The following is a 25,971-nucleotide window of genomic DNA, read 5'->3' on the forward strand; positions in this document are numbered from 1 at the left end:
GGAGCCCGCGTTATCGTCGCGTTGTGGGAGAAGAGCAGAAGCCACTGCACCCACCCCACCGACGGGTGCCGCCGGCTCGGGCCTGCACGCCCATCCGCCGCACGCACGCACGCACCCACAGCCCGTACCTGGACTCGCACCCGTACCCGTACGACCAGTGAAGGAAGGCACCCGCATGTCCGAGATCACGCTCGACAGGAACACCGCCCTGGTCCTCATCGACCTCCAGAAGGGGATCCTGTCCCTGCCCGTGGTCACCCCCGCCGAGCAGATCCTCGCCAAGGGCATCCGGCTCGCCGACGCCTTCCGCGCGGCCGGCCTGCCCGTGGTCCTCGTGAGGGTCGCCTGGTCCCCGGACGGGGGCGACCTGCCCACCACCCACACCGACCGGCCCGGTCCGACCACCGCGCCCCCGGCCGAGTTCTCCGTGCTCCCGGCCGAGCTGACCACCGGGGCGAACGACATCGTCGTCACCAAGCGGCACTGGGGCGCCTTCACCGGCACCGAGCTCGACCTCCAGCTGCGCCGCCGCGGCATCAAGCGGATCGTCCTCGCCGGCATCTCCACCAGCATCGGCGTCGAGTCCACCGCCCGCTCCGCCTGGGAGCACAGCTACGACCTGGTTTTCGCCGAGGACGCCACCACCGACACGGACGCGGACGCGCACGCCCACACCTTCGGGAAGATCTTCCCCAGGATCGGTCGGGTCCGCTCCACCGACGAGATCCTGACCGCCCTCAAGAACCTCGACGACTGACCGTCCCTACGGGAGCAGCTCCAGGGTGATGTGCGGGGCCAGCGCGCGCAGGAAGTCGGGGGCGTCGAAGATCTCGCCCGCGGAGGCGACACCGACCGTACGGGTGCGGCCGCTCAGGACCCGGTCGAGGGCCTCCACGACGAGGGGGGCCGTGACGGCGTAGATGTCCTGCCCGTGAGCCACGGCGCGGCGTTCGGCGCCGCCCGACCGCACGACCGCATCGACGAGGAAGGTCTGGTCGGACCGTCCGCTGTCGTCGGCCGCCGCCGGCGCAGGCGTGCCGGGGGCCGCGATGTCCCGTACCGCCTCGACCGTCATGTACGTGGTCACGTCCGGGATCGACAGGTGGCTGGGCACGGTCACCACGTCGGCCATCGTGAACTCACCGATGACCTGCCGGGGCCCCATCGGCTCGGGGAACCGCCACTCGAGGGTCGGCGAGGCGTCGGTGCGGTACTCCCACTGCCCGCCCGCGTAGCGCATGCGCCGCTCACCGCGCCGCTCCCGCGAGACCGCGCCCGAGAGCCGCGTCCCGGCGGTGGGGTGCCAGCTGCTCAGGGCGTACGCGATGTGTGCCTCCTCGGCCTCGGTCCAGTCACCCATCGCCGCGGTGGCCAGCAGGTCGCCCAGACCGCCGAAGAAGGCCATCGCGGGGACGATCACCGCACCGGCGTCCCGCGCCCGGTCGGCGAAGTGCGCGAAGGTGTCGATGTTGGCCTCGAGCTCGGCGGCCACGTCCAGGTAGGGGATCCGGGCCCGCAGGGCCGCCTCGATCACGGGGCCGGTCGTCGAGGCGAAGGGCCCCGCGCAGTTGATCACGGCGGCCGTGCCCGCGAGCGCGCGGTCCAGCGCTTCGGGGTCGCCCACAGTCGCCGGCCGGGCCTCCAGGCCGGTCTCGTAGGCCAGCGCCTTCAGCTTCTCGCCGTCGCGGCCCGACAGCACCGGCACGAACCCGCGCTCCACCAGCTCCGCGACCACGAACCGCCCGGTGTGCCCGTAAGCGCCGAACACCGCCACCATCTGACCTGATCCCATGGTCCCGCTCCCCTGTCATCGCTCATCGCCGTACCCGCATGACCGCCGCAGGCCCTGCTTCCAAGGCCCGCCCCGCTCTGTCTTGAACATCGTGTCGCGGAACACCACGAACCCACCACTGTCCGGAACGACATGACCCATACACTTCCGGACATGACCACTGTCGCGCTGGCCGTCACCGACGGCATGCTGCACTTCGAGTTGTCCCTGGCCTGCGAGGTCTTCGGCTCCGACCTGACCCACCTCGTGAACCCCTGGTACGAGTTCTCGCTCTGCGGGCCGGGCGCCGTACGGATCGACCGCTTCAGCCTGGAGCCCGACCACGGACTCGACCACCTCGCGCGAGCGGACACCGTGATCGTCCCCGGCTGGGCCGACGTCGACCGGGACCCGCCGGCCGAGCTCATCGACGCGGTACGCGCGGCCCACCAGGCCGGCGCGCGCGTGGCCTCCCTGTGTACGGGAGCCTTCGTACTGGCCGCCGCCGGCCTGCTGGACGGCAAGCGCGCGACCACGCACTGGGCACACACCGAGGAACTGGCCAGACGCCACCCGCTCGTCACCGTGGACCCCGACGTCCTCTACGTGGACAACGGCAGCGTGCTGACCTCCGCCGGCAAGGCCGCCGCCATGGACCTGTGCCTGCACCTGGTGCGCCTCGACCACGGCTCCTCTGCGGCCAACAAGATCGCCCGCCGCCTGGTGGTCCCGCCCCACCGCGACGGCGGCCAGGCCCAGTTCGTCACGACCCCCGTGCCCGCCCCCGGCAACCACCCGCTCGCCGACCTCTTCCCCTGGGCGCTGCAACGCCTCGACGAGCCGCTCACCGTGGAGGACCTGGCCCGCCGGGCCCGGATGAGCTCACGTCACCTGGGCCGCCACTTCAAGTCGGTGACCGGCACCACCCCGTTGCAGTGGCTGCTCACCCAGCGCATCCGCCACGCCCAGGAGTTGCTCGAAACCACCGACGACACGGTCGACACCATCGCGACGGCCACCGGCATGGGTACCGCCACCACCCTGCGCCGTCACTTCGCGCGCACGGTGGGCGTCCCGCCGGACACCTACCGCCGCACCTTCCGCTCCCGGACCGCCCCGGCCGGCACGACGGCGTAAGCCCCTTCCGTCCCCTCGCGCGGCACCGGCCCCTGCGGATCTCCGTACCTTTCCCCCCACACCGATCGATTGCGATCATGAGATTCCGGTTGTCCGTTGACGCCGTCGAAGCGCCTGCCTAGATTCGCCGCATGGCGACCCCCGAGGACTTCACCGCGGCCGACGACCCCCGATCCGCGGCACCGTCCGCCTGGTGGCGCAGTGCCTCGATCTACCAGATCTATCCGCGCAGTTTCGCGGACGGCAACGGCGACGGGATCGGTGACCTGGCCGGGATCCGAGCACGGCTTCCGTACCTGCGCCGGCTGGGCGTGGACGCGGTGTGGATCAGCCCCTGGTATCCGTCCCCGATGGCCGACGGCGGGTACGACATCGCCGACTACCGGGACATCGATCCGGTGTTCGGCACCCTGGCAGAGGCCGAAGCGCTGCTGTCCGAAGCGCATGACCTGGGCATCCGGGTGATCGTCGACATCGTCCCCAACCACTGCTCGGACGAGCACCCTTGGTTCCGCGCGGCCCTCGCGGCCGGACCCGGCTCGCCCGAGCGGGCGCGCTTCTGGTTCCGTCCGGGCCGCGGCGAGCACGGCGAACTTCCGCCCAACAACTGGCAGTCGGCCTTCGGAGGCCCCGGCTGGCGGCAGGTGACAGAGGCCGACGGCACGCCCGGCGAGTGGTACCTGCACCGGTTCGCCCCCGAGCAGCCCGACTTCAACTGGGAGAACCCCGAGGTTCACGCGGAGTTCGAGTCGATCCTGCGGTTCTGGCTCGACCGGGGCGTGGACGGCTTCCGCATCGACGTCGCCGACAACCTCGTCAAGGACCCGGCGCTGCCCGACCACGAGAGCGGGCCCAGTCCCTGGGCCGACCAGGACGGCGTCCACGACATCTACCGGGCCTGGCACAAGGTCCTCGACGCCTACGCTCACGAACCGGTCTTCGTGGGCGAGGTGTGGACCTCCGACCCGGAGCGCTTCGCCCGCTACCTGCGCCCCGACGAACTGCACACGGCGTTCAACTTCCCCTTCCTCCAGAGCCCGTGGGACGCGACGGCCCTGCGCACGGTCATCGATTCCACCCTCGCCGAGCACGCCCCGGTCGGCGCCGCCGCCACCTGGGTCCTCTCCAACCACGACACCACCCGCCACGTCACCCGCTACGGACGCGCGGACACCTCCTACGCGCTCGACGGCCGCCGCGTGCACGGTGTCCCCGTCGACCTCGGCCTCGGGCGGCGCCGGGGCAGGGCCGCGGCCCTGCTGACGATGGCCCTCCCCGGTTGTGTCTACGTCTACCAGGGCGACGAGCTGGGCCTCGAGGAGGTCGAGGACATCGAGCCGGCTCTCCGCCAGGACCCGACGTTCTTCCAGACCGGAGGCGAGGACCTCGGACGGGACGGCTGCCGGGTACCCCTCCCGTGGGGAGACGAGGCGCCGGAGGCGAAGTCCTGGCTGCCCCGGCCGGCCGGATGGGCCGCACGGAGCGTGCGCGAGCAGAGCGCCGACCCCGACTCGATGCTCGGTTTCTACCGCCGGGCCCTGGCGCTGCGAGCCGCCCGACCGGCCCTGCTCGAAGGGCGGTTCACCTGGCTTCCCGCTCAGCCGGGCGTACTCGCCTTCGCCCGCACCGCGGCCGGGCCGGCGCCCTCAGTACGCTGCCTGGTGAACCTTTCGGACGGCCCGGTTCCGCTGCCGGAGCACGCCGAAGTCCTGCTCTCCAGCGGGCACCTGGACAACGGAGCCCTGCCCCGGGACACCGCGGTCTGGCTGCGCTGAAGGAGCCGGTGCACGCCGGGGCGTGCGCCCCTACGGTGACGGGGGGCCGGTTCCCCGGCCCGCGCTCCGGTGTCCGCCCGTACGGGCCCTGCGCGGCGGCAGGGCGATGGCCGCCAGCGGCAGGGTGACGGCCAGGACGCAGCTCGCGACGGCGAAGGCCGCGAAGGTGGCGTCGACGCCGATGACACCCGCCGCGTCGGCCGTGTTCTCGTTGGCTGCCAGTACGACGGCCCCGGCCACCGCCAGCCCGACCGCCCCGCCCAGTTGCCGGATGCTCTGGCGCAGGACGGAGGCGTCGGCCCGCTTGGCCGGGGGAACCGCGCGCATGAGCTCGGCGCTCAGGGCGGGGACCGGCAGGCCCATCCCGGCTCCCGCGAGGAGCATCCCGGGGACCTGCCAGAGGTACTCGCGAGACGGCAGGGCCGCCGTCCAGGCCGCCGCACCGACGGTGGCCGCCGTCAGACCGAGCAGGACGGGCACCCGGACCGAGCGGGAGCGGTCCAGCAGGTACCCGGAGAGGAAGGTGCCCGCCGCCGAGGCCGCGACCAGGGGAAGCAGGGAGATCCCGGTGGCCAGGAGCGAGAGGCCCATCGCCTGGCGCAGGTACACCGTGCCGTGGACCAGCACGATCAGCTGGGGTGCCTGCACGAGGAAGGTGAGCGCCACGGCCACGGCGTAGGGGCGGATGCCCAGCAGCCGCAGGTCGAGGAGGGGGCGCGGGGACCTCAGGATGAGGCGCACCGCCATACCCATCGCCACGAGGCCCGCGGCCAGCACGGTGAGGGTCTTGCCGTTGGCGAAGCCCCAGACGCCGCACTGGTAGAGCCCGAGGATGAGCGTGACCAGGGAGAAGATCACCAGGAGGGGCTGAAGCACGGACAAGGGGCCGCCCTCCGCCCGGTTGCTCAGTCGAGCCCTGGCGATCATCCACAGACACGCGGCGCCGACGGGCAGATTGACGAGGAAGACGGAGCGCCAGCCGAGGAGTTGGGTGAGGACCGCGCCCACGATCGGGCCGAGGACGAGGAAGAGCTGTGCCAGACCGGCGTAGACGGCCAGCGCCCTGCCCCGGGCGTGTTCCTCGTACACGTCAGTGATCACGGACGTGGCCACCGGCATCATCAGCGCGCCACCGATGCCCTGCACGGCCCGCACCGTGACGAGGTACGGCTCAGCGGCGTCACCCGTCGGGGCCAGCGCGCAGAGTCCCGACGCGATGGCGAAGACCGCGGTGCCGGCCCGGAAGGTGGTCAGCCGGCCGAACCTGCGGGCCAGCATGCCTCCGACCGGTACGAACGCGGCCAGCGCGAGGACGTAGACGAGGACCACGCCGTGCATCATGAAGGTGGTCAGCCCGAGGCCGCGCGCCATGGGATCGAGGGCCACCGCGACGACGGTCTGGTCCAGGCCGACCATCCCCGCGGCGCACCCGACGGCCGCGACGACGTAGCGCTTGCGCGGTGGAGGCGGGCCTTCAGGCGAAGGACGCGGTTGCGGAGTCGACTCCTGCTCCCGGCGGGTCGGGCACCCCCGGAACCTGGGGTGGGACGGGGGCGGGCCTGGTCCCGGGGCGGCGGGGCGGATCGCGCGGCCAGGTCCCCGCGCCCGCCCAGTATGGGGCGGTGACGGCCGATCCGGCGTGGACCGGGGGTCCGGCGTGGCGGCAGACCGAGGTGAGGCCGCAGCCGGCGGCGCTGCTCCGCGGCGCGCTTCGCCCCTCGCGGGGGACGCCTACGCCGAGGGCGCGGGCCAGATGACACCGAGCAGGAGCCGCAGTTGGCCGGCGAGCCGGGTGGCGTCGATCGCGTCGCCGGAGGTGAGCGCGAGGCGCGCGAAGTGCTCCGCGCAGGCGACCAGCGCGTGGGCGAGGACCTCGGGGTCCGGTGCGGCTCCTTCGGCGGCCGGCGCGGACTCGATCCACGAGGCGACCCGGCGCCGGAACCGCGCCCGGTCCGTTTCGATGCGGGCGTGGACGGCCGGGGGAGTGCTCGCCGGAGTCAGCAGGATCAGACGCCAGGTGTCCGGGTCCTCCCGCAGCATGGCGGCCATCCGGTGCACCGCCTCGCAGGCGAAGTCGACCGGGTCACGGGTGCGGCGAGTGTCGGGGACGCTCGCGAGCAGGCGGGTGAAGGCGAGCTCCTGCTGCCGGTCGAGGAGGGTGAGCAGCAGGTCGTCGAGATCGTCGAAGGCCCCGTAGACCACCGAGCGCGCGACCTGCGCCCGCTTGGCGATCGCGTCGATGGAGACCCGGGCGTAGCCGTCGCTCACGATCACGGCGAGGGCCGCGTCGAGGAGTTGCTCGCGGCGTTCGGCGATCGGGACGCGCGGAGCGTAGGGGCGCCGCCTGCGCGGCCTGTCGCTTGGAGACGTCGGTGTCGACACCTTGGCATCTTACGACAGTCGTGTCTTAATTTAAGACAGTCCTGTCTTATTGGGGGAGCGGTACGCACCCGCTGCCGGGAACACGAGGGAGCGGCCTGATGGCCCGACTGCACGGCAAAGAGGTCGAACCGCACGAGGACTACGGGTTCTTCGGTCCCGGATCGGTCGTCTGGAAGGTGTGGAGCTACCCGACGGCGCCCACGGTGGGATTCCAGCGCTCCGTGGTCGTGGAGGAGCTAGACCCGCCGCTGGTGGCCGCGGTCCACGGCACCCAGGGCATCTACGACCGCACGCGCACCCGCTACGACCGCACGCTGCGCTACTTCGCGATGGTGGCCTTCGCCGGCACGGATCAGGTGTGCAAGGCGGCGGACGTCCTGGTCAAGGTCCACTCGAAGGCCATCGGCCGACTCCCTTACGGCGAGGGCACCTACGACGCCAACGACCCCGCCTCGCAGCTGTGGATACAGCTCACCGGCTGGCACTCGATCCTCTACGCCTACGAGAAGTACGGGCCCGGCAAACTCACCGCCGAGGAGGAGAAGGAGTACTGGGAGTCCTGCGCCCTCGCCGCGGAGTTCCAGACCTGCTCGCCCGACGACGTCCCGCGCGACCGCGCGGGGATCCGGGCCTACTTCGAGCACATGCGCCCGCGGCTGGAGGCCAGCCCGATCGCCCGGCAGGCCATGAACCACCTCCTGAACACCGACCTCGTCCTCCCGCCGACCCCGTGGTGGATGAGGCCCGCGCGGATGGTCGTGGCCAGGACGCACCGGATCGCCACCATCGCCACCATGCCGCGCTGGATGCGGGAGATGGCGCAGATCCGGCAGTCACGCCTCCTGGACGTCCTCGTCGTACCGGTCATGCGGACGTCCTTCGCGCTCGCCCACCTCAGCCCCCGTGTCGAACTGTTCCTGCTGGGGATGCTCTCCCCCTCCACGGTCAAGGTGGTGGCGCCCGTCAAGCTCGGCGTGCCTCCCCGCACCAAGGAGGTCCTCACCCCCGAACAGGCCCGCACCCGCCACGGCTACGTGAAGCCGGCCGAGGCACACGCCGAGTTCCGGGCGCGCCAGGCGGTACGCGTCTTCGGCGACGGGAAGCCTCCGAGCGACCAGGGACTCATCGAATCCCAGGAGGTGCTGGGCCCGCTGGCCTGACACGGCGGGCCCGGCCGACAAGATCCGAAAGGGACGGTCTAGTGCGGGAACCGGCCGCAGAGCCAGTTGCCCGGTTCCGCCGGGTCGTCGCTCATCCAGAACTGCCGCCACAGCTGGGCGAATTCCTCGCGGCTGAGGTGCCCGTCGCCGTTCAGGTCGAGGAGTTCGAAGATGCCCGTCATGTCGACGGGCCGCCCGTTCCAGGTCTCGACGAGCCGGTGGTGCTCCTCCGGCGAGATGCGGCCGTCGCCGTTGGAGTCCACGGCCGCGAACACGGTGTCGGCGGTCGCGGTGACCTCCGCGACCATCGCGGGCAGCCTGTCGACGAGGGAGAGCAGCTCACCCATGTCGACCGCGCCGTCCCCGTTCGCGTCCCCCGCTTCGAGCAGCGCCGCCCACCAGCCCATCAGCAGCGCCTCCACGCGTACGCGCAGCTCCGTCCCGGGACCCACTCCCGGGAGCCGGCTCCAGCGGTCGACGAGGGCCGCGAAGTCCGCCTCGCGCAGATAGCCGTCACCGTCCGCGTCGAACGCGGCGAACATCCCCCTGAGCTTTTGCTCCTGAAACGCGCTGGCCATGACGGGCCTCCCTCGTGGCGGACAGCGCGCCACTCTAGGTGGGGGCGCGTCCCCGCCTCCACGGGCACATGTGGGCGAGGGGTCACCCCTCGGTGGCGCCCGGCCTGCTCGTCGAGGGGAGGGGGACGCCCAGCCCGTCGGCCAGGGCGGTCAGGGTCGTTCCCAGGGGGAGGGCGATCCGGGTGGCGGCGTCGCGGTCGCCGCGGGTCGGGTCCCGGTTGACGATCAGTACGGGCTTCCCGGCCCGGGCCGCCTGGCGGACGAACCGGAGCCCGGACATCACCGTCAGCGAGGACCCGAGGACCAGCAATGAGGTCGCCGCGTCGACCAGGTCGCGGCAGTGCCCGACGCGCTCCGGCGGGACGTTCTCGCCGAAGAACACCACATCCGGTTTGAGGACGCCGCCGCAGATCGCGCAAGGCACCGGGCGGAAGTCCGCGACCTGGTCGTCGGTGAGGTCGGCGTCACCGTCCGGGTTCAGCGCGGCGGGCGTCGGTGCGAAGCCCGCGTTCGCCTCCTCCAGCCGCCGGGCGAGTTCCCGGCGGGTGCTGAGGGCTCCGCAGGAGAGGCAGACCACCCGGCCCAGGCTTCCGTGGAGTTCCACCACCCCCTCGCTGCCGGCGGCCTGGTGCAGTCCGTCGACGTTCTGGGTGATCACACCCGAGAGCATCCCGTACCGCCCGAACGCCGCGACGGCACGGTGTCCGGCGTTGGGCGCGGCCTGCCCGAACGTGCGCCAGCCCAGGTGGCCGCGTGCCCAGTACCGGCGCCGGGCCCGAGCGCTGGAGGTGAACTCCTGGTACGTCATGGGCGTGTGCCGGCGCAGGCTGCCGCGCTCACCCCGGTAGTCGGGGATGCCCGACTCCGTGGACATCCCGGCGCCGCTGAGCACCAGCACCCCGCCGGCCCGCAGCGCGTCGGCGACCGGCCCCGGGTCCGTGGTGCCGGGCGGCAGGTCCGGGGTCGGGGTCCAGCTCAGAGTGGGACGCGTACGCATGCCGCCAGCGTACGGAAGCTCCGGGACATCGGCACGGGCCCCGTCCCGGCTCCGCCGGCGGACCCGGTCTCAGACGGCGGGGGCTCCGTGGTGGGCGGCGGCGGAGCGCCTTCCGCGCCGGTCGGCCAGGAGAAGGAGGGTGGTCCCGGTGGCGACCCAGGCGGTGAGGACGAGGGCGGGGACGCCGGTGCCCGCGCCGTGGAAGAAGGCAGGGGCGCGCAGGAGGCTGCCGGACGCGCCCGGGGGGAGGAGCTGGCCGAGGGTGCTCCAGCCGGCGGGGAGCCAATGGGGGCCGGTGGCGAGACCGGAGAGGGGGTTGCCCAGGAGCATCATCAGCGCGGTGCCGAGGGCGAAGCCGGCCATGCCGAGGAGGGCCTGGAGGTCGAGGAGGGTGGTCGACACGGCGGCCATGCTGAGAGCCACTCCGAGTGCGGTGATCCCGTAGGTGCCGTCGATCGAGTGCGTGGCGAACTGGAGGACCGCGGTGACCGCGGCCCCCGTCACGACGGAGAACAGCAGGGCACCCGCCAGGCGGGTCCGCAGACCGCGGTGACCGGGGAAGAGGCCGCCGAGAACAAGGGTGGGGAAGATTCCGCCGAAGATCATGGGCAGGAGCGCGGCGGTCAGCCCGGAACCCCGGGGGTCGTCCTCGGTGAACGGCACCGGATCGTGGACGGCCGCTTCTGTCAGGTGCTGTACGGCGATCCTGTCGCCCAGTGCGGTGATCGCGCCGGTGGCGGAGGGACCGCCGGCGGCTTCAGGCCCGGGCTGCCGCGGCGGCGGTGATCCAGTTCCTGAACTCGACGGCGTAGTGCCGCGGGTGGTGTTCCAGAACGACATTCGGGCACGCCGTGGGCACGTAGACCGTCAGGTGTGCGGTGAATCCGTCGGCGGTGTCGCCGAACTGCGTCAGCGCGCGCCCGACGATCGTTCCCCGAGCTCCTGCGCGCCCGCGGAGCCGGAGCCGGAGCCCTGGACCGCGGGGCGCGGACCATGGTCGCGATCCACCGCCTCCTCCTCGAAGCGGCGGCTCCCTACGTCCATCAGATCCGCCGGGCCGACCCGGAGGCGGCCCTGGATGTCGCCGCCCGCGCCGTCCTGGGTGCCTGCTTCCACAACTCCGTACGCCCCGACTCCGCCACCGGCGAAGCCGCGCAGCGCCAATACGCCGACGAACTCGGCGACATGGCCATCGCCTACCTGCTCACCCCGGGCCGGAGCCGCACCGCGGGCACCTGAGCCAGGGCCGCGCGAACGGGGGGATCGCGTGCCACTGGGGCCGGGCCGGCTCGCACCCCTCTGACGCGGAAATCTGCCTTCTCAGAGGTCACTTGACTCGAAGTCACCCACTCGGGGGCCTTGCCGTGAGGGCGATAACATTGTTGTTTCCTCAACACGCAGTTTCCACACGAGCGCAGCGGGGGGTTGCCATGGACGCCATGCAGATCACGATCCTGGACGACGGCAAGGAAACGGTCGTAGCCGCGCAAAGGGGCCCGGCAGGCCGGATCCTCCTGAACCCGGAGGCCGCAGAGCGGGCCCTCGGCTGGGTCCGCAAGCCGCACGGCTGGTGCCGGGGCGACCTGCGCGTCCCCTCGTCCGCCGCCGCCCGGGCCGAACACGAGGGCCTGCTCGACCCGGTGGCGTTCGCCGGGCTCCTCGACCGCCCGGTCGCGACCGACACCGGGGTCATCGCCCTCGGAGTCTCCACGGAGGAACGCTCGCACGCCCTCGCCGGGGCCACCGCCCCGGACTTCACCCTCCCCGACGTCGACGGCGTGCCGCACTCGCTGAGCGACCTGCGCGGCCGCAAGGTCGCCCTGGTCTTCTGGGGCTCCTGGTGCGGCTGCCGCTACGACCTCCCCGAATGGGAGCGCCGTCACACCGCTCTCGCCGAGCACGGCTTCAGCGTCCTCAGCGTCGCGGTGGACCGCCGCGCCGCCGACGCCGCGCCGTGGATCGCCGAGGCCGCGGTCACCCACCCCGCACTCATCGACACGGACGGAGCCGTGTCCGACCTCTACGACGTCCTGAACGTCCCGACCGTCCTGTGGATCGACGAAGAGGGGAAGGTGGCCCGCCCCCACGACACCCGGTTCGCGACCGACCTGTTCCGCGAACTGTCGGGTCTGGACTCCGGCGCGGCGCTGGCCGCACTGGACCGCTGGGTCCTCACCGGAGAGAGCGGACTGTCCGGCGAGGACGTCACCCGGCACACCCGCCGCGCCACGGCCACCCAGCAGTCGGCCCGTACCGAAGCGGCCCTGGCCCTGTGGCTCCACCGGGCCGGCCGCGCGGCAGAAGCCGAACGGCACTTCGCGCGGGCCGAACAGCTCGCACCGGAGGACCTCACCATCTGGCGCGGAACCATGCCCTTGCGCGGCGTGGACCCGATGGGCGACACGTACTTCGCCAAGCGCTCCGCACTCACCGAAGCCGGCATCCCGATCTACCGCCCCCTCGGCGACCGGCAGCAGGCATGAGCGGCGACCTCTACACCCGCACCCAGGCCCAAGGCCGGGAAGCGCTCCGCGCCGCCCTCCTCGACCTGGCCGCCCGGCTCCTCGCCGCGGAGGGCCCGTCCGCCCTGACCATGCGCCGCATCGCCACCGCGGCCGGCTGCTCCACCACCGTCCTCTACCGTCACTTCGGCGCGAAGGACGGGATCGCCGAGGCCCTGTACCGGGAAGGCTTCGCCCGCCTGCGCCGCAGCCTGGAGGCCGTCCCCCCGGCCGCCGACCCACCCACCCACCTGGCCGACCTGGGCCGCGCCTACCGCGCGAACGCGCTGACCGAACGCAACCTCTACCAGGTCATGTTCGCCGGCCTCATCCCCGGTTTCACCCCCACCCCCGAGGCCCGCGCGGTCGCCGCCGCAAGCCTGGAAGTCCTCCGCGAAGCCGTACGGGCCTGCGCGGCGGCCGGTGTCCTGCGCCCGGCCGTGGACGTCGACGAGGTCACGGACGTCATCTGGGCGGCCGCGCACGGCTCGATCACCCTCGAACTCGCGGGCCACTTCACGGCCCAGACGGCAGAGCGCCGCTACCAAACCCTCACCAGAGCCGCCGTAGCCGCATTCCTGAAGGCGCCCGGGCGGCCCTGAGCGAGCGTCATGCGCGGCTTCGCCGGGGATCCGCCCGTGCCCGCGTCCCGGGCTCCCCCGCACGCGTACCGTGGCGGTACGACCCACAGGGAGGAAGAGCCGATGAGCGCGCAGCCCGACCACGTCAGCGCCACACCGTACGTCCCCGCTCCGGGAGCCCCGGCCGAACTCCTCGATCGGCTCCGCGCCGACCACCGTGCCCCGCAGTGGGTGCCGGCCTTCGAGGAGGAGTGGAGCGCCGCGCTGGAGGAGTCCCGCCGCACGTTCTCGCTCGCCGCGCTGTACGAGACCGTCCAGGCCTGGCAGGCCCGTCTCGCCGCCGCGCCGGCGGTCGACGCGTTCGTCGCCTCCGGCTGCGACGACAGTGCCTTCGTGGACATGGCCGAGCTGCGGAGCAGCCGCCGGTGACCGGAGAGCCGTACGCGATCCGCTTCTCCACGCCCGCCGCCAAGGCTCTCGCCTCCCTGCCCGAGCACGCCGAAGACATGGTCTGGGACATCCTGGACGCCGCGGCGGCCGATCCCTGGGGGTTCCACCAGTGGAACCCCGGCGACCCCGACGGCCAGGACGTACGGCTGGCATGCGTCGGCCTGCTGTCGCTCACCTACTGGATCAACAGGCCCCTGCACCGCCTGTCCGTCCTGAACGTCCTCTGGCTCGGCTGACGGCCGGCGCGCAGGTGCTCCTCAGACCGCAGGAGGGTTGAGGCGGGCGAAGCCCTCCTGCCGGTGGTACGGGAAGTAGGGGTAGGGGGCCGTGCGGCTGCTGGCCGCGTCGAGCTTCGCCATCTGCTCCGGGGCGAGCGTCCAGCCCACCGCGCCGAGGTTCTGGCGCAGTTGCTCCTCGTTGCGGGCGCCGATGATGACGGAGGACACGGTCGGCCGCTGGAGCAGCCACCGAAGGGCGATCTGGGGGACGGCCCTGCCGGTCTCCCCGGCGATCTCGTCCAGGGCGTCGATCACGCGGTAGAGGTACTCGTCCTCGACCGGCGGGCCGTAGTCGGCGGTGTCGTGCAGCCGGCTGCCGGCGGGCAGCGGCTGACCCCGGCGGATCTTGCCGGTCAGCCGGCCCCAGCCGAGCGGACTCCAGACGATCGCGCCCAGCCCCTGGTCGAGTCCGAGGGGCAGGAGCTCCCATTCGTAGTCGCGGCCGACGAGGGAGTAGTGGACCTGATGGGCGACGTAGCACGGGCGGCCGTGCAGGTCGGCCGCGGCGAGGGACTTCATCGCCTGCCATCCGGAGAAGTTGGAGATCCCGGTGTAGCGGATCTTCCCCGCCCGGACCAGGGCGTCCAGCGCGGACAGCACCTCCTCGACGGGAGTGCCCGCGTCGAAGGCGTGCAGCTGGAAGAGGTCGATGTGGTCGGTGTCCAGGCGGCGCAGCGCGTCGTCCACGGAGGTGATCAGGCGGGACCGGGAGGTCCCCGCCCCGCCCGGGCCGTCGCCCATGGGCAGACCGGCCTTGGTGGAGATGAGGACTTGGTCCCGGCGCCCCTTGAGAGCGGCTCCCAGGACTTCCTCGGAGGCACCCGCGGAGTAGACGTCGGCGGTGTCGAACATCGTGACCCCGGCGTCGATGCAGATGTCCACCAGGCGGCGCGCCTGCTGCACGCCGGTGTCGCCCCAGGCGCCGAAGAGCGGTCCCTGCCCGCCGAAGGTGCCCGCTCCGAAGCTCAGTTCCGGGACCAGAAGCCCGGACGCACCCAGCCGCCTGTACTCCATGACGCATCCTCTCCTCAACCCCGGCTCCATCTAATGGGGCCGTGGTTCCGTTAAGATGGCCCGAGCGTAACAAGTCCCGAGAGTTAATGGAACTGGAGTCCCGTTATGGAGTTCGCCGAAGCCGGGCCGGACAGCGTGACCGAACCAGGGTCAGGGTCGGGGTCAGGGCCCGGGCCGGCGTCGGGGCCGGGGCCGGGGAGCGCGCGGCCCGGAGGGCGTACGGCGAGGGTGCGCGAGGCAGTGCTCCGGGCAGCCGAGGACGTCCTGGCCGAGCGGGGTTTCGCCCACCTGGACCTCGCCGACGTCGCGCGGCGCGCGGACGTCGGGAAGACGACCGTCTACCGCCGGTGGGGCACCGGCGCCGGCCTCATGGCCGACCTGCTGCTGGACATGGCGCAGCAGTCCCTTCCCCGGGCGCGGACGGGCTCGCTCCTCGGAGACCTGACGGCCAACGCCCGGCTGGTGTGCCGCACCCTGGCCGACCCCCGCCAGGGGGCCCTGTTCAAGGCGGTGATCGCGGCTGCCACCAGCGACCCCGAGGCGGCGCAAGCGCTGCACGGCTTCTACGCGGTGCGCGTCGAGGAGTGGGCGCCGTGCGTCCGGGAGGCCGTGGAGCGCGGCGACGTTCCCGAGGGCACCGACCCGCACGAGGTGATCCGCGCGGTGTCCGCCCCCCTCTACTACCGCCTCCTGACCACGGCCCTCCCGCTCGACGACGCCGCGGCCGACCGCTGCGCGACCGCGGCGGCGGCGGCCGCCCGCGCGGGGGCGTACGTACGGGAGCAGTAGTGGCTCAGGGGCGAGGGTGCTGGCGAAGGCGGGCGCCACGGCCCGGGGCGGGTTATGGGTAGATTGCCGGATGCCGGGAAAGTTCTCGACATCGGCGCACCGCCGCATAGAGTCGCAGCTCAGGAAGCCGGTTCCGCAGCTGTGGGGATGAACCGGGGCCGCCGGGTCCGGCCTCCTCGAAGGGCGCCCGGTCACAATGAAGTGCTGGGCGGTGCGGTGGCCGAGAACGGAGAGGGTCTGATGAGCGGGGCCGACGAGGGACGGCAGTGGCCGGACGAGGTCAGTGTCGACAACGCGAGGACGACGCTCCTCCAGCTCCTCGCACGAGCGGGGGTCCCTGCCGGTGACGCGCTCGAACTGACCGGTCTGCTGGAGGCGGGCACGCTCGCGCTCGCGCACGGGGAACTGAGCGGCCGGGACCGGAGCGCGCCGGGGGACAAGGGCGAGCCGTACGAGTCGGGATGGCTCGACGGCGCCGGGGACCTCCTGGCGGAGCTGGGCGCCGTCACCGAGCGGAGCCTGCTCCGGGTGGTGAGCCCGGAGGGGGAGCAGGAAGCGGCCGGACAGCGCCCGCGGGCCAGGCGCATGGAGGTCGAGCGGGCCCAAGTGGCGCTCACACCCCTGTACCTGTCGTTCGCCGAGGTCTCGGAGCTGGATCCGGAGGCGACCGAGGAGGTGCTCACCGCCGTCCTCGCCACGATGAGCACACGACAGCGGGCCCGGTACGCGGGGCGGCTGACGGAGTTCACCGAGACCCACCGGGCCCGGCTGGTGCGGCTGTTCGCGAGGTTCGGAGCGGGCAGCGCCATCACGGTGCACGGCCGCTTCTCGCTCGTCCACTCCGCCACGAGCATCGCCGTACTGGAGCGGCTCCTCGCCGAGCCGCAGGAACTGCGGGAGGAGTGGGACGCGGCGGAGCTGCCGCCCGCGTGGCTGGACGGGCTGACGACTGCCTGGGACGCCTCGGCCTGAACGCCCGCCCCCGCTCGATCGTTTCGCCCCGCTCCGACCCGCTCCCTCGACCTGCTCTCCTGACCCGCTCTCTCGACCTGCTCCCTTGACCCGCTGGGGCCATTCGATCAAGATCCCCGCATGACCCTTCCCGGACTGCCCCGCGAAGACCGCGTGTTGAGCCCGTACACCGGCTACACGCGCGCGCACTGGGAGGCGGTGGCCGACGGGCTGCTGCGCGCCGCCTGGCGGTGGGCCACACCGCAGGGGGCCCTGCTCGACCTGCCGGGACCGCCGTCCGCCTCGGGGGTGCGCTCCGACGGGCTCGAAGGGTACGCGCGCACCTTCCTCGCCGCGGCGTTCCGCGTGTCCGGGGCCGGGGGAGAGGACCCGTACGGCTGGCTGGATCGGTACGCGGACGGCCTGGCGGCGGGAACCCGGACGCCGGGCCGTGACGACGCGGAGTCCTGGCCGGTCATCCGCGACCTCCACGCGGGGGGCCAGCCGATGGTCGAGTCGGCCTCGGTGGCCCTCGGACTCCGGCTGACCCGGCCGTGGCTGTGGGACCGCCTCGACAGTGCCGTGCAGGACCGGACCGAGGACTGGTTGCGCGGCGCCCTGCGCCATGTGCCCGCCCCCAACAACTGGTACCTCTTCCCGTACACCGTGGCCGGGTTCCTGGAATCCGTGGGCCGCGGCGACGCCGAGACGGCCAGGGCCCGCAGCCGCGCCCTCGACCTCCTGGAGGGCTGGTACGCGGGCCAGGGCTGGTACGCCGACGGGGAAGGCCGCGCCTTCGACCACTACAACGGCTGGGCGCTGCACCTGTATCCGGTGCTCGACGGCCACCTGGACGCCTCGCCGGACCGGTCAGGCCGCGCGGACCGGCCGGCCCCGCACGGTGACCGCCTGCGGGCCCACCTGGACGGCTTCTCCCTCCTCTTCGGCGCGGACGGGGCGCCGATGCACTTCGGGCGTTCCCTCACCTACCGCTTCGCCGCCGCGTCCGCCGTCGGCCTCGGAGCCGTCACCGGCCACACCCCGCTCACCCCCGGCACCTCGCGCCGCCTGATCAGCGGATCACTGCGCTACTTCCTCGACCGGGGCGCCGTCGGCGCCGACGGCCTGCTGGGCCTCGGATGGCACGGCCCGCACGGGGCGACCCTGCAGAACTATTCCGGGCCGGCCTCGCCGTACTGGGCCTCCAAGGCCTTCGTCTGCCTGCTCGCCCCGGCGGCGCACCCGTTGTGGACGGCGACGGAGGAGCCCGCGCCCAGCGAGGGACCCGACCAGGTGCTCGCTCTGCCGGCGCCCGGACTGCTGATCCAGACCACCCGCGCCGACGGGATCGTACGGCTGCACAACCACGGAAGCGATCACGTCGGGCCGGACCAGCCGGAAGCGGCCCGCGACGAGGACCCGCTCTACTCCCGCCAGGCCTACTCCACCCGCAGCGGCCCCACCGCGGGCGCCAACACCCCGGACAACCACCTCGCCGTGGCCGTGGCAGGCGCCCGCAGTGTCCGGCGGCGCATCCACCCGCTGGGCACCGGACAGGGGAACGGCTGGGGCTGGGCCGCGTCCTGGCACCGGCCGGTCTTCCCGGGAGGCGCGCCCACGGTCCCCGGCCTGCGCGTGGAGAGCGTGACCTTCGTCCGCGGCCGGCACGAACTGCGCGTGCACCGGGTGCAGGGAGCCCCGTACGGAGCCCGCGTGGAACAGACCGGCTGGGCCACCGGGCCCGAGGAGCCGCTGCGCTCGGAGCTCCACCCGGTGCACGGCTGGGAGGTGCGGGAGGAGGCGAGGGCGCCGGCCGGTACCGCCTTCACCCGGTGGGCGAGCGTGCCCCGCCTGACGGCCGGGGCCGAGCACACGGGCCTGTACGCGGCGCTGGTCGAGCTCACCGGCACCGGCGAGCCGGATCCGCCGCCGATCGCCGGGGCGCTCACCCGGGTGACGGCGGACGAAGGATCCATCGAGGTGCGTTGGGCGGACGACGGATCCCTGACCCGCATCGCCTTCGAGCCCCTCCGTGTGGAACACCTGCCACCGGCCACCGGGTAGCCGCCGCCGACCGGCACCTTTCCTGCCGGCCGCGTCAATGGTCCTGAATGCGACGGAACGGCCGGTCGGCCTCCAGCTCGAACGCGATCTCCAGCAGTTTGCGCTCACCACCGGGACGGGCGGCGAACATGACGCCGACGGGCAGCCCGTCCGGGGTCGGGCTCGCGGCGGGCACCGAGATCGACGGAGTACCGACGACGTTGTCGACCGGCGTGAAGGCCACGTACGCGAGGATCCGCTCGATCAGCTTCGCGTAGGGAACCGTCGGGCTGAGGTGGCCGATCGGCGGCGTGGTGTGGGCGAGCACCGGCGACATCACGAGGTCGAGCCCGCGGAAGGACGCGGCGTAGGCCTCCCGCGTGCGCTTCAGCCGCCGCAGGACGCCGGGAGTGCGCCGCCAGTTCCGCAGGTACTCCTCGCGCAGGCCCTGGCTGAGCCCGTCCATGCGATGCCGGTCGAAGTCCGCTCCGAGGGTCCGGCCCGTCACGCCGAGGAGGAAGGACAGCATCCCCCAGTACGTGAGGAAGTCGTCGGTGAAACTCGGATCCATACCCAACTCCACCGGCTCCACGGTGTGTCCGAGCCGTCCGAGCCTCTCCACGGTCTCCGTGACCGCCGCCCGGGTGGAGGCGTCGGAGTGCACACCGTTCGGCGAGTCCAGCACGAACCCGATGCGCAGCCGGCGCGCGGAGGGGCCTTCGACCAGGCCGATGGGCGGCAGTCCGGGGCTCCGCCGGTGGGTTTCCGCAGCGGCGAGGAACGCGGCGGCGTCCCGCACGGACCGGCTCACGACTCCGTCGGAGATGATGTCGAGCGGCAGTTGGCGGCCGAGGGCACTGGGCACGACGCGGCCACGGGACGGCTTGAGGCCGACGAGTCCGCAGCAGGCCGCGGGTATGCGGATCGAGCCACCGCCGTCATTGGCGTGCGCGATCGGCACGGCGCCGGCGGCGACCAGCGCCGCGCTGCCGCCCGACGAACCGCCCGCCGAGTAGCCCGTGTGCCAGGGGTTGCGCACCGGCTCCGCGCCGTCGTACTCGGTGGTCGGGCTGAACCCGAATTCGGGCAGCCGGGTCTTGCCCAGCACCGTGACGCCGCTGCTCAGGAACTGCCGGGTGAACGGCGCGTGCCGCCGGGCGGCTCGCGGCCGGAAGGAGGCGCTGCCGTGGCCCGTGGGCAGTCCCTGGAAGTCGGTGTTGTCCTTGACGAAGGTCGGCACCCCGGCGAAGGCGCCGCCCGCCCCGGTGGCGTGCGCCGGGCCCTCGACGTGCACCTGGACCGCGCCGAGCCGTGCGTCGACCGCCCGCACCCGCTCCACGGCGTCCCGGGCGGCCTCCGCGGGGGAGACCTCGCCCCGCCGGATCGCCGCGGCGAGACCGACGGCGTCGTGCTCTCCCAACGCGTCGTCCCGGAACGCGTGCACGAGGGTCCGTTCGTCGAAAGTCGTCACCGCTGCCTCAGCCTCCGCCGTGTGGATGGTCGCCCGCCATCATTGCCTACCGGTAGGTAACACGCGAGGATTTCGGCGGTCATTCGTTGCCGCCCCTCCCTCGGTAGGGGCTCTGGACGGCTTGCTCAGAAGCCGGGCAGGAGACCATCCCGCCGGCCGCCGCCGCCGGACCGGCGTCGGACCGGCGTCGGACGGAGCGGCAGGAAGGTGCTCGTCGGCCGTTTCCTCGTACCCCGGGCTGAGCGGCCGGGGCTGGAGGAAGGAGCGGCCGCATTGGATCCGTGCGACGGTCACCGGAACCAGCTAGAGGGCCAGCAGACCGAGCCGGATGGCCAGTTCCGTGCCGGTCGGCGTGGGGATCGAGGCGGCGAAGACCCAGATGTGGATCCGGCCGAAGAAGGAGGGGATCGTCCGGTCCCGGCCCATCGCGAACAGGGTGCGCGTCGCCTGGAGGAGGAAGGTGCCGTCCGTCGAGGTGACGGCGTCCGGGCCGAGCAGCACGTTCGCGGCGACGGTCAGGGTCAGCCGTGTGGCGGCGTGTACGCGGGCCCGCAGCCCGCCACCGCCATGACCACCGAGTCGAACGTACTCAGGGACCCGGTCCGTAGTCCGCCCCCGGGGTTGCTCCGCCTGCTGTTCATCCCTGCGCCTCTCCTCGGCTGTGCCGGCCAACGGTTGTGCCGGACAACGGTTGTGATGTCGGGTGCCCGGCCCGGCACTGGCCGGCGGTGCCGGGCCGGGGCTCCCCTCCCGCGCGGGGCTAGACCAGCGGGGGCACGACGGGCTGCGACTGGGTGGCGCAGTGGATTCCGCCGCCACCGGAGGCGATGTTGTCGATGTCGAGCTGGACGATGTTCCGGCTGGGATAGGCGGACTGCAGGATGGTGTAGGCCAGGCCGTCGGCATAGCCGTCACCGAACTGCGGGGCGATGACGGCGCCGTTCACCGTGTAGTAGTTGGTGTAGCTCGACAGGAAGTCATTGCCTTGCCCGCGGATGGCGCTGCGATCCGGACCGGGGAGTTCGGTGATGGCCAGCGCCCGCCCCTGCGCGTCGGTGGCGCTGCGCAGGATCCGCGCGGTCTCCTCGTAGACGGCGATCCACTTGCCGTCGGCGCCGCGGCCGGGCTTGTCCAGGATGACCTTGCCGGGCGCCGTGAAGCGGGCGAGGCAGTCGATGTGGCAGTCGGTGATGTCCTGGCCGGCCAGTCCCGGGACCCAGATCACCTTGTCGATGCCGAGCGCCGCCCTCATCGCCTGCTCGACCTGGTCCTGGGACTGGCCCGGATTGCGGTTGCCGTTGACCAGCGAGCTCACCGTGGCCAGCAGGGTGCCCTGGCCGTCGGTCTCCAGCGAACCGCCCTCGCCCACGAACGACGCCTGGATCCGGTTGACACCGTACTGACCGAGGAGCGTCTCGGCGGCCGCGGCGTCATGGGTGAAGGGCTGGGCGTACGGTGCGGCGGTCTTCCCCCAGCCGTTGAAGTTGGTGTCCACCCCGGCGATCGCGCCGGGGCCCACGACGAAAGTGGGGCCGAAGTCCCTGATCCACAGGTCGTCGTTGGCTATCTCGATGACGTCGATGCCGTAGTAGGCACCGCTCCCGCACAGGTACCGGGCATCCGCGGCCTGACTGGGGCGGGCGAGCATGACAACCGGCTCGTAGCGCGAGATCGCGTACGCCACCTTGGCGATGTCCCTGCGCACCGCGCCGAGGCTGTTGCCCCACACGGAGGAAAGCGCCGGCCAGGCCATGAAGGTACGGACGTGCCGGTCCTCCTCCGCGGGCATCCGCAGTGCGGTGGAGCCGCCGACGGCCGTGGCCGCCCGGGCGACCGACGGCAGGGCGGAACCGAAGGCCGCGAGCGGCAGGGCCGCCGCGCCGAACTAGAGCAGCCTGCGTCGGGACGTGGCTGGGGTGTTGTTCATGGGACTCCCTGGTGAACAAGTGACAGGTGATGCGTCCCACATCCTGGACTTAACTGAAAATTCAGTCAATGGATGGGCTGCTCATACTTGGCGACTTCCTTGGCGAGCTTGGCGATGTCGGCCTGGATCTTGGACAGCGTGCCGCCCCGGATCGTGGAGCTCGAGGGCCAGGCAATCCAGGTCCGCTTGTGCGAGGTCTCCTCCCCGGGTACGCGCCAGGACGCGGCCATGGCGGGCTGGATGCCGTCGAGAGCCGGCCCCAGCGCCAGCGCGGCGCGGGTTGTTCAGTGGAGCGGTGCCAGCAGCCCCTCCTCTCGGACCATCCGGCGTTCGGCGTCCAGGTCGAGGCTTCGGGCGAAGAGCCGGTAGAGGGCGCCGGACACCGGCAGGCCGATGAAGATCGAGTAGTCGACGCCACCGAGGTTCTCCGCCACGGGCCCGACGTACAGGCCGGTGATGACCATGAACGGAGCCATGCAGGCCAGGCCGATGGCGTAGGAGAGGTTTCCTCGCCAGCCCCATCGGCCGTATATGCCGCGTGGGTTGAAGATCTCCTTGACGACGTACTGGCCGCGGCGGACGAAGAAGAAGTCGACCAGGTTGATGGCCGTCCACGGGATGAAGAGGTACGTCAGCACCACCACCACGTTGGCGAAGAACCAGTTGAACTGATCTATGCCGACGAGGACGGAGACCGTCCCGACTGCCACCATCATGATCCCGATCGTCGCGACCCGGATGGCCCGCGTCGGCTTGACCGGCCGGAACGAGTCCATGATCGAGATCATGGTGAGGCTGCCGCCGTACTGGTTGATCGCCATGATGGAGAGCAGCCCGACCAGCAGGACGACCACGGCGACCGTGCCGAACCCGCTGAACAACCGGTCCGCCGCCAGCTTCAGGGCGGTCACCGGGTCGGCGCCCTCGGGGGCACCGGCCGAGACCACGGCGCCGAGGACGAACACCCAGATCCCGGAGATCGCACTGGGCAGGTAGGTCCACCAGAAGGTGCTGCGCACGGGGACGTCGGGTCTGAGGTAGCGCGAGTAGTCCGAGACGTACGGTGCCCAGCCGAGCTGGAAACCCGCGACGAAGACGAACACGAGCATGAACGGGGCGAGGTCGAACGGGCCGGCGTCCCAGACGCCGTCCGGCAGCCCCCCGCCGAACAGGGCCGCCCCGGTGATCGCCGCGGTGATCACGACGAAGGGCCAGGTGAGCCATTTGTTCAGACGGTGGATCCATTCGTATCCGAACAGGGCGATCACGGCCGCCACCACGGCGGCCATCGCGTAGCCGAGCCCGTTGGGAATCCCGGTGAGCATGTTCAGGGCCTGGCCGGACAGCAGGGCGTCGGACGTGTTGAAGGCCACGTAGTTGACCAAGGCGAACACCCACACGGTGAACGCGGCACCCAGGTACCCGAACTGGGGCCGGGACTGCACCAGTTGGGGCAGACCCAACTGAGGCCCCTGGGCCGAGTGGAACGCCATGAAGAACGTGCCGAAGAGCGAGCCGAGGACGGTGGCGATCACCGTCCAGACGAGCGAAGCCCCCATGGAGAGCGTCACGACGCCGGTCGCCAGACCGGTGAGGTTGAGGCTGCCCACGAACCAGATGGCCCCGACGCTCGAAGGTTTGCCGTGCCGTTCGGATAGGGGCACCCAGTCGATCGAGTGCTGTTCGATGCCCGCAGGGGATGCGGAGGCGTGCATGGGTGAGTCAACTGGGGCCATGTGGGCTCCTGTACGCGGGGGCTTGCATGAATCCGTCGGCGGGCCTGACGTTCCGGGGGCGATCGGGTGCGCTCACAGTAGAGACTGACGGAAATTTCAGTCAATGCTTGGAGCAGGCTGATCTGGCGCCCACTTCGACGAGGGCCGGTGGGGCTGATGCCGGACGTCGAGGGCACTGCGGTGGCGCGACAGACGGCAGAGGTCCTGGCCCGCAGCGGTAAGGCAGCCGTGGCCCGCTGCCGCTGCCCGAGGGCGGGGCGGGGCGGGCGTCGGCGCCCCGGCAGGTGTGCCGCGCGACGTCATTTATGCTTCAAGGCGGCCGCGGGGTGGTGGCTCGTCGCTGTCCGCGGCACCCAGAGGGCGGTCGGTCCGGCCGTCGGGGAGGGATTCCTGTGTCCGGGGCCTCGGTCCGAACAGGGACCGCATGACGCTGATCATGAAGATCACGACGATCATGGGGAATCGAGCGACCGCCGACCCGCGTCTCAGTGGGGTGGGGCGCCCGGCCCACGCGCCCGCGAACAGAAGACCCCCAGGGAGAAGTGAGGTATGTCAGTGATCTGCGTCGGAGGCATGATCGGAATCGGCAAGACGAGCGTCGCCGAGCTGCTCGCCAAGGAGCTGGGCAGCGAAGTCTTCTACGAGAGCGTGGAAGACAATCCGATCCTCCCGCTCTTCTACACGGCGAGCCCCGAGGAGATCCAGGCGAAGCGCTACCCCTTCCTCCTGCAGCTCTACTTCCTCCAGACGCGGTTCGCCGCGATCAAGGAGGCCTACAAGCAGGGCGACAACGTCCTGGACCGGTCCATCTACGAGGACTGGTACTTCGCCAAGGTCAATCACGACCTCGGCCGGATCAGCTCCCTCGAGATGCGCGTGTACGAGGGACTGCTCGGCGAGATGATGCGCGAGATCGACGGCCTCCCGTACCGCAAGGCACCCGACCTCATGGTCTACCTCAAGGCGGACTTCGAGACGGTCCTGCACCGCATCGGCCTGCGCGGTCGCGATTTCGAGCAGGACGAGAGCCTCGTCGACTACTACCGGACGCTGTGGTCCGGCTATGACGACTGGGTGCACAAGCACTACTCGGCCAGCGAGGTCCTCGTCATCGACATGAACCACACGGACGTGGTGCACAGCCCCGAGGACGCGGCCCGCGTGGTGCGCGAGGTCAAGGAAGCCTTGGTGACGGGCCGGCTCCGAGCCTGACGGCGAGACGCCGGCGCGGGTGTGCGCACTCTTCCGGGTGCGCGGGGGCCGCAGGTTCTCCGCCCCCGGAAGGCCCGCCACGGAGCTCGCGCGCTCCGCGCGGCGGGCTTACGGTCGTCGTCATGGATACGACGGGCATACTCGACGAAGCGCTTCAGCGATTGCACGGTTCGGGCCCCGAGCGGCTCGGGCGGCTGACCAACCACGCGCCGATGGCCGTCGAGGCCCTTTCCGTTCGCGGGCAGGCAGGCACGGTGCACCGCTGGCTCGATCTGTACTCCCGCAAACTGGAGGAGTTCCCGTCGCGCGTCGAGCCGGTCACGGCCACCAACTGGCGTGCCGCACTCGGTGACCCGCGCCGCGCCGCCGACTGGATCGACCACTTCGAGCGCGAGATCACCGACCGGCCCTGGCGCGATGTGCTGGCGCAGTGGTGGCCCCGTCTTCTCCCCGGCATGTACGGCGGCTCGACGCACCCGCTGATCCGGGTGGGCCACGCCGTGCGCACGCTCCTGGCCGGCGAAGGCACGGCACCACGCCTGGCCGAACTCGCCCACGGCCTCGGCTACTGGGCCGCCCGCCACCACCCCATCGCAGACCTCGCCCCACTGCCCGGCGCCGGCGGCGGCGGTGCGGACGCCGCCCTCGACGCGGTACCACCCCTCACCGAACGGCACGGCACCTTCCCCGACCGCCTCGCCCGCGTTACGAGCCTGCCGGTGTGGGCGGCCGCGACCGGGATCGCGGACCCCGACGAGGCGCGCCTGCGCCTCGTCGAGCTGGTGCGGGCGGCGACCCACCGCTACGCCACCCACGGCCACGGCGAGGAAATCCTGCTGGTCCACGCCGCCACGGCCCCCAACGCCGTCCTGCGCGCCCTCCCCGCCCTCCCGCCCACGCTGTGGGCACCCAGCCTGCGAGCGGCCTGGACGGCCTCCGCGGCCGTCACCGCGATGTACGCCCCCGACACCCCGATCGCCTTCACCCCGCCGGGTACCTTCACCGCGGACGAGGTCTTCGAACGGGCCCGGGCGCACGGAGACGAACACGTCATCAAACTGACCGACACGGCACTCGACGTCGGCGACGAGGCGGCCCTCGCGGCAGCGCTGCGCTCCGTGGAGCTGAACGAACCGCTGCGCTAGAGCCTGTCGTCACACTCCCTAGCGGAACCGAGCGGAACCGTGCGGAACCGAGCTGGTGCGAGATGATCCGACG

General features: G+C 72.1%; 26 protein-coding genes. 14 read left to right on the forward strand and 12 right to left on the reverse strand.

What is annotated here, in order from left to right; all coding sequences use genetic code 11:
* Positions 1 to 175 precede the first annotated feature (175 nt).
* Positions 176 to 757: a hydrolase gene (locus OG247_RS40770; RefSeq protein ID WP_327257004.1), complete on the forward strand. Its 582-nt coding sequence runs from the start codon at positions 176 to 178 to the stop codon at positions 755 to 757.
* Positions 758 to 763: 6 nt separating this feature from the next.
* Here OG247_RS40770 and OG247_RS40775 read toward each other — a convergent pair whose 3' ends face one another.
* Positions 764 to 1,792 (reverse strand): saccharopine dehydrogenase family protein, encoded by a 1,029-nt coding sequence (locus OG247_RS40775; protein ID WP_327257005.1) that lies wholly within the window; start codon positions 1,790 to 1,792, stop codon positions 764 to 766.
* 153 nt (positions 1,793 to 1,945) lie between these two features.
* Here OG247_RS40775 and OG247_RS40780 point away from each other — a divergent pair, with 153 nt between their 5' ends.
* Complete coding sequence (locus OG247_RS40780) at positions 1,946 to 2,908, forward strand: helix-turn-helix domain-containing protein (RefSeq protein ID WP_327257006.1); 963 nt, start codon at positions 1,946 to 1,948, stop codon at positions 2,906 to 2,908.
* A gap of 131 nt (positions 2,909 to 3,039) precedes the next feature.
* A complete protein-coding gene (locus tag OG247_RS40785; RefSeq protein ID WP_327257007.1) occupies positions 3,040 to 4,683 on the forward strand; it encodes a glycoside hydrolase family 13 protein in 1,644 nt (547 codons plus the stop codon).
* 30 nt (positions 4,684 to 4,713) lie between these two features.
* Here the strand turns inward: OG247_RS40785 and OG247_RS40790 are convergent, their stop codons facing one another.
* Both OG247_RS40790 and OG247_RS40795 read right to left on the reverse strand, forming a co-directional pair.
* Positions 4,714 to 6,099: an MFS transporter gene (locus tag OG247_RS40790; protein WP_327257008.1), complete on the reverse strand. Its 1,386-nt coding sequence runs from the start codon at positions 6,097 to 6,099 to the stop codon at positions 4,714 to 4,716.
* A gap of 315 nt (positions 6,100 to 6,414) precedes the next feature.
* On the reverse strand, positions 6,415 to 7,065 hold the full coding sequence (locus OG247_RS40795) for a TetR/AcrR family transcriptional regulator (RefSeq protein ID WP_327257009.1): 651 nt from the start codon (positions 7,063 to 7,065) through the stop codon (positions 6,415 to 6,417).
* A 98-nt stretch (positions 7,066 to 7,163) separates the two neighbouring features.
* Between OG247_RS40795 and OG247_RS40800 the strand changes: the two genes are divergently transcribed.
* A complete protein-coding gene (locus OG247_RS40800; RefSeq protein WP_327257010.1) occupies positions 7,164 to 8,225 on the forward strand; it encodes an oxygenase MpaB family protein in 1,062 nt (353 codons plus the stop codon).
* A gap of 38 nt (positions 8,226 to 8,263) precedes the next feature.
* On the opposite strand, the gene OG247_RS40805 is transcribed toward OG247_RS40800, so the two are convergent.
* The 3 genes from OG247_RS40805 to OG247_RS40815 all read right to left on the reverse strand — a co-directional run bounded on the left by OG247_RS40805 (position 8,264) and on the right by OG247_RS40815 (position 10,640).
* Positions 8,264 to 8,803: an EF-hand domain-containing protein gene (locus OG247_RS40805; protein ID WP_327257011.1), complete on the reverse strand. Its 540-nt coding sequence runs from the start codon at positions 8,801 to 8,803 to the stop codon at positions 8,264 to 8,266.
* Between the two features lie 82 nt (positions 8,804 to 8,885).
* A complete protein-coding gene (locus OG247_RS40810) occupies positions 8,886 to 9,800 on the reverse strand; it encodes an NAD-dependent protein deacetylase (protein WP_327257012.1) in 915 nt (304 codons plus the stop codon).
* A gap of 69 nt (positions 9,801 to 9,869) precedes the next feature.
* On the reverse strand, positions 9,870 to 10,640 hold the full coding sequence (locus OG247_RS40815; protein ID WP_327257013.1) for a hypothetical protein: 771 nt from the start codon (positions 10,638 to 10,640) through the stop codon (positions 9,870 to 9,872).
* Between the two features lie 153 nt (positions 10,641 to 10,793).
* Here OG247_RS40815 and OG247_RS40820 point away from each other — a divergent pair, with 153 nt between their 5' ends.
* The 5 genes from OG247_RS40820 to OG247_RS40840 all read left to right on the forward strand — a co-directional run bounded on the left by OG247_RS40820 (position 10,794) and on the right by OG247_RS40840 (position 13,568).
* Positions 10,794 to 11,039: a hypothetical protein gene (locus tag OG247_RS40820; protein ID WP_327257014.1), complete on the forward strand. Its 246-nt coding sequence runs from the start codon at positions 10,794 to 10,796 to the stop codon at positions 11,037 to 11,039.
* Between the two features lie 191 nt (positions 11,040 to 11,230).
* Positions 11,231 to 12,283 (forward strand): TlpA disulfide reductase family protein, encoded by a 1,053-nt coding sequence (locus OG247_RS40825; RefSeq protein WP_327257015.1) that lies wholly within the window; start codon positions 11,231 to 11,233, stop codon positions 12,281 to 12,283.
* Positions 12,280 to 12,903 (forward strand): TetR/AcrR family transcriptional regulator, encoded by a 624-nt coding sequence (locus tag OG247_RS40830; protein WP_327257016.1) that lies wholly within the window; start codon positions 12,280 to 12,282, stop codon positions 12,901 to 12,903. The genes OG247_RS40825 and OG247_RS40830 overlap by 4 nt, the downstream gene beginning before the upstream one ends.
* Before the next feature lie 102 nt (positions 12,904 to 13,005).
* Entirely contained in the window at positions 13,006 to 13,311 is a 306-nt protein-coding gene (locus tag OG247_RS40835; RefSeq protein WP_327257017.1) for a DUF6247 family protein, read from the forward strand.
* On the forward strand, positions 13,308 to 13,568 hold the full coding sequence (locus OG247_RS40840) for a hypothetical protein (protein ID WP_327257018.1): 261 nt from the start codon (positions 13,308 to 13,310) through the stop codon (positions 13,566 to 13,568). The genes OG247_RS40835 and OG247_RS40840 overlap by 4 nt, the downstream gene beginning before the upstream one ends.
* A 21-nt stretch (positions 13,569 to 13,589) precedes the next feature.
* Here OG247_RS40840 and OG247_RS40845 read toward each other — a convergent pair whose 3' ends face one another.
* Positions 13,590 to 14,624, reverse strand: coding sequence for an aldo/keto reductase (locus OG247_RS40845; RefSeq protein WP_327257019.1), 1,035 nt, complete (start codon positions 14,622 to 14,624; stop codon positions 13,590 to 13,592).
* 105 nt (positions 14,625 to 14,729) lie between these two features.
* Between OG247_RS40845 and OG247_RS40850 the strand changes: the two genes are divergently transcribed.
* The 3 genes from OG247_RS40850 to OG247_RS40860 all read left to right on the forward strand — a co-directional run bounded on the left by OG247_RS40850 (position 14,730) and on the right by OG247_RS40860 (position 18,428).
* Positions 14,730 to 15,413 carry a TetR/AcrR family transcriptional regulator gene (locus OG247_RS40850; RefSeq protein WP_442813540.1) on the forward strand — a complete coding sequence of 228 codons (684 nt, stop codon included), beginning with the start codon at positions 14,730 to 14,732 and terminating at the stop codon, positions 15,411 to 15,413.
* Between the two features lie 240 nt (positions 15,414 to 15,653).
* Positions 15,654 to 16,385, forward strand: coding sequence for a hypothetical protein (locus OG247_RS40855; RefSeq protein ID WP_327257021.1), 732 nt, complete (start codon positions 15,654 to 15,656; stop codon positions 16,383 to 16,385).
* 120 nt (positions 16,386 to 16,505) lie between these two features.
* On the forward strand, positions 16,506 to 18,428 hold the full coding sequence (locus tag OG247_RS40860; RefSeq protein WP_327257022.1) for a DUF2264 domain-containing protein: 1,923 nt from the start codon (positions 16,506 to 16,508) through the stop codon (positions 18,426 to 18,428).
* A gap of 34 nt (positions 18,429 to 18,462) precedes the next feature.
* Here the strand turns inward: OG247_RS40860 and OG247_RS40865 are convergent, their stop codons facing one another.
* The 5 genes from OG247_RS40865 to OG247_RS40885 all read right to left on the reverse strand — a co-directional run bounded on the left by OG247_RS40865 (position 18,463) and on the right by OG247_RS40885 (position 23,541).
* On the reverse strand, positions 18,463 to 19,878 hold the full coding sequence (locus tag OG247_RS40865; protein WP_327257023.1) for an amidase: 1,416 nt from the start codon (positions 19,876 to 19,878) through the stop codon (positions 18,463 to 18,465).
* A 303-nt stretch (positions 19,879 to 20,181) separates the two neighbouring features.
* A complete protein-coding gene (locus tag OG247_RS40870) occupies positions 20,182 to 20,379 on the reverse strand; it encodes a hypothetical protein (RefSeq protein ID WP_327257024.1) in 198 nt (65 codons plus the stop codon).
* Positions 20,380 to 20,638: 259 nt separating this feature from the next.
* Entirely contained in the window at positions 20,639 to 21,667 is a 1,029-nt protein-coding gene (locus OG247_RS40875; RefSeq protein WP_327257025.1) for an agmatine deiminase family protein, read from the reverse strand.
* A 203-nt stretch (positions 21,668 to 21,870) separates the two neighbouring features.
* The gene (locus OG247_RS40880) at positions 21,871 to 22,035 is read right to left on the reverse strand and encodes an agmatine deiminase family protein (protein ID WP_327257026.1); all 165 of its coding nucleotides are present in this window, start codon (positions 22,033 to 22,035) and stop codon (positions 21,871 to 21,873) included.
* 54 nt (positions 22,036 to 22,089) lie between these two features.
* Positions 22,090 to 23,541 (reverse strand): purine-cytosine permease family protein, encoded by a 1,452-nt coding sequence (locus tag OG247_RS40885; RefSeq protein ID WP_327257027.1) that lies wholly within the window; start codon positions 23,539 to 23,541, stop codon positions 22,090 to 22,092.
* Positions 23,542 to 24,090: 549 nt separating this feature from the next.
* Here OG247_RS40885 and OG247_RS40890 point away from each other — a divergent pair.
* Together OG247_RS40890 and OG247_RS40895 are read left to right on the forward strand one after the other, a co-directional pair.
* Positions 24,091 to 24,753 carry a deoxynucleoside kinase gene (locus OG247_RS40890; RefSeq protein WP_327257028.1) on the forward strand — a complete coding sequence of 221 codons (663 nt, stop codon included), beginning with the start codon at positions 24,091 to 24,093 and terminating at the stop codon, positions 24,751 to 24,753.
* A 122-nt stretch (positions 24,754 to 24,875) separates the two neighbouring features.
* Positions 24,876 to 25,898 carry a questin oxidase family protein gene (locus tag OG247_RS40895; RefSeq protein WP_327257029.1) on the forward strand — a complete coding sequence of 341 codons (1,023 nt, stop codon included), beginning with the start codon at positions 24,876 to 24,878 and terminating at the stop codon, positions 25,896 to 25,898.
* The last annotated feature ends 73 nt before the right edge of the window (positions 25,899 to 25,971 follow it).

The sequence above is a fragment of the Streptomyces sp. NBC_01244 genome (assembly GCF_035987325.1).
In the GTDB taxonomy this organism is placed as follows: domain Bacteria; phylum Actinomycetota; class Actinomycetes; order Streptomycetales; family Streptomycetaceae; genus Streptomyces.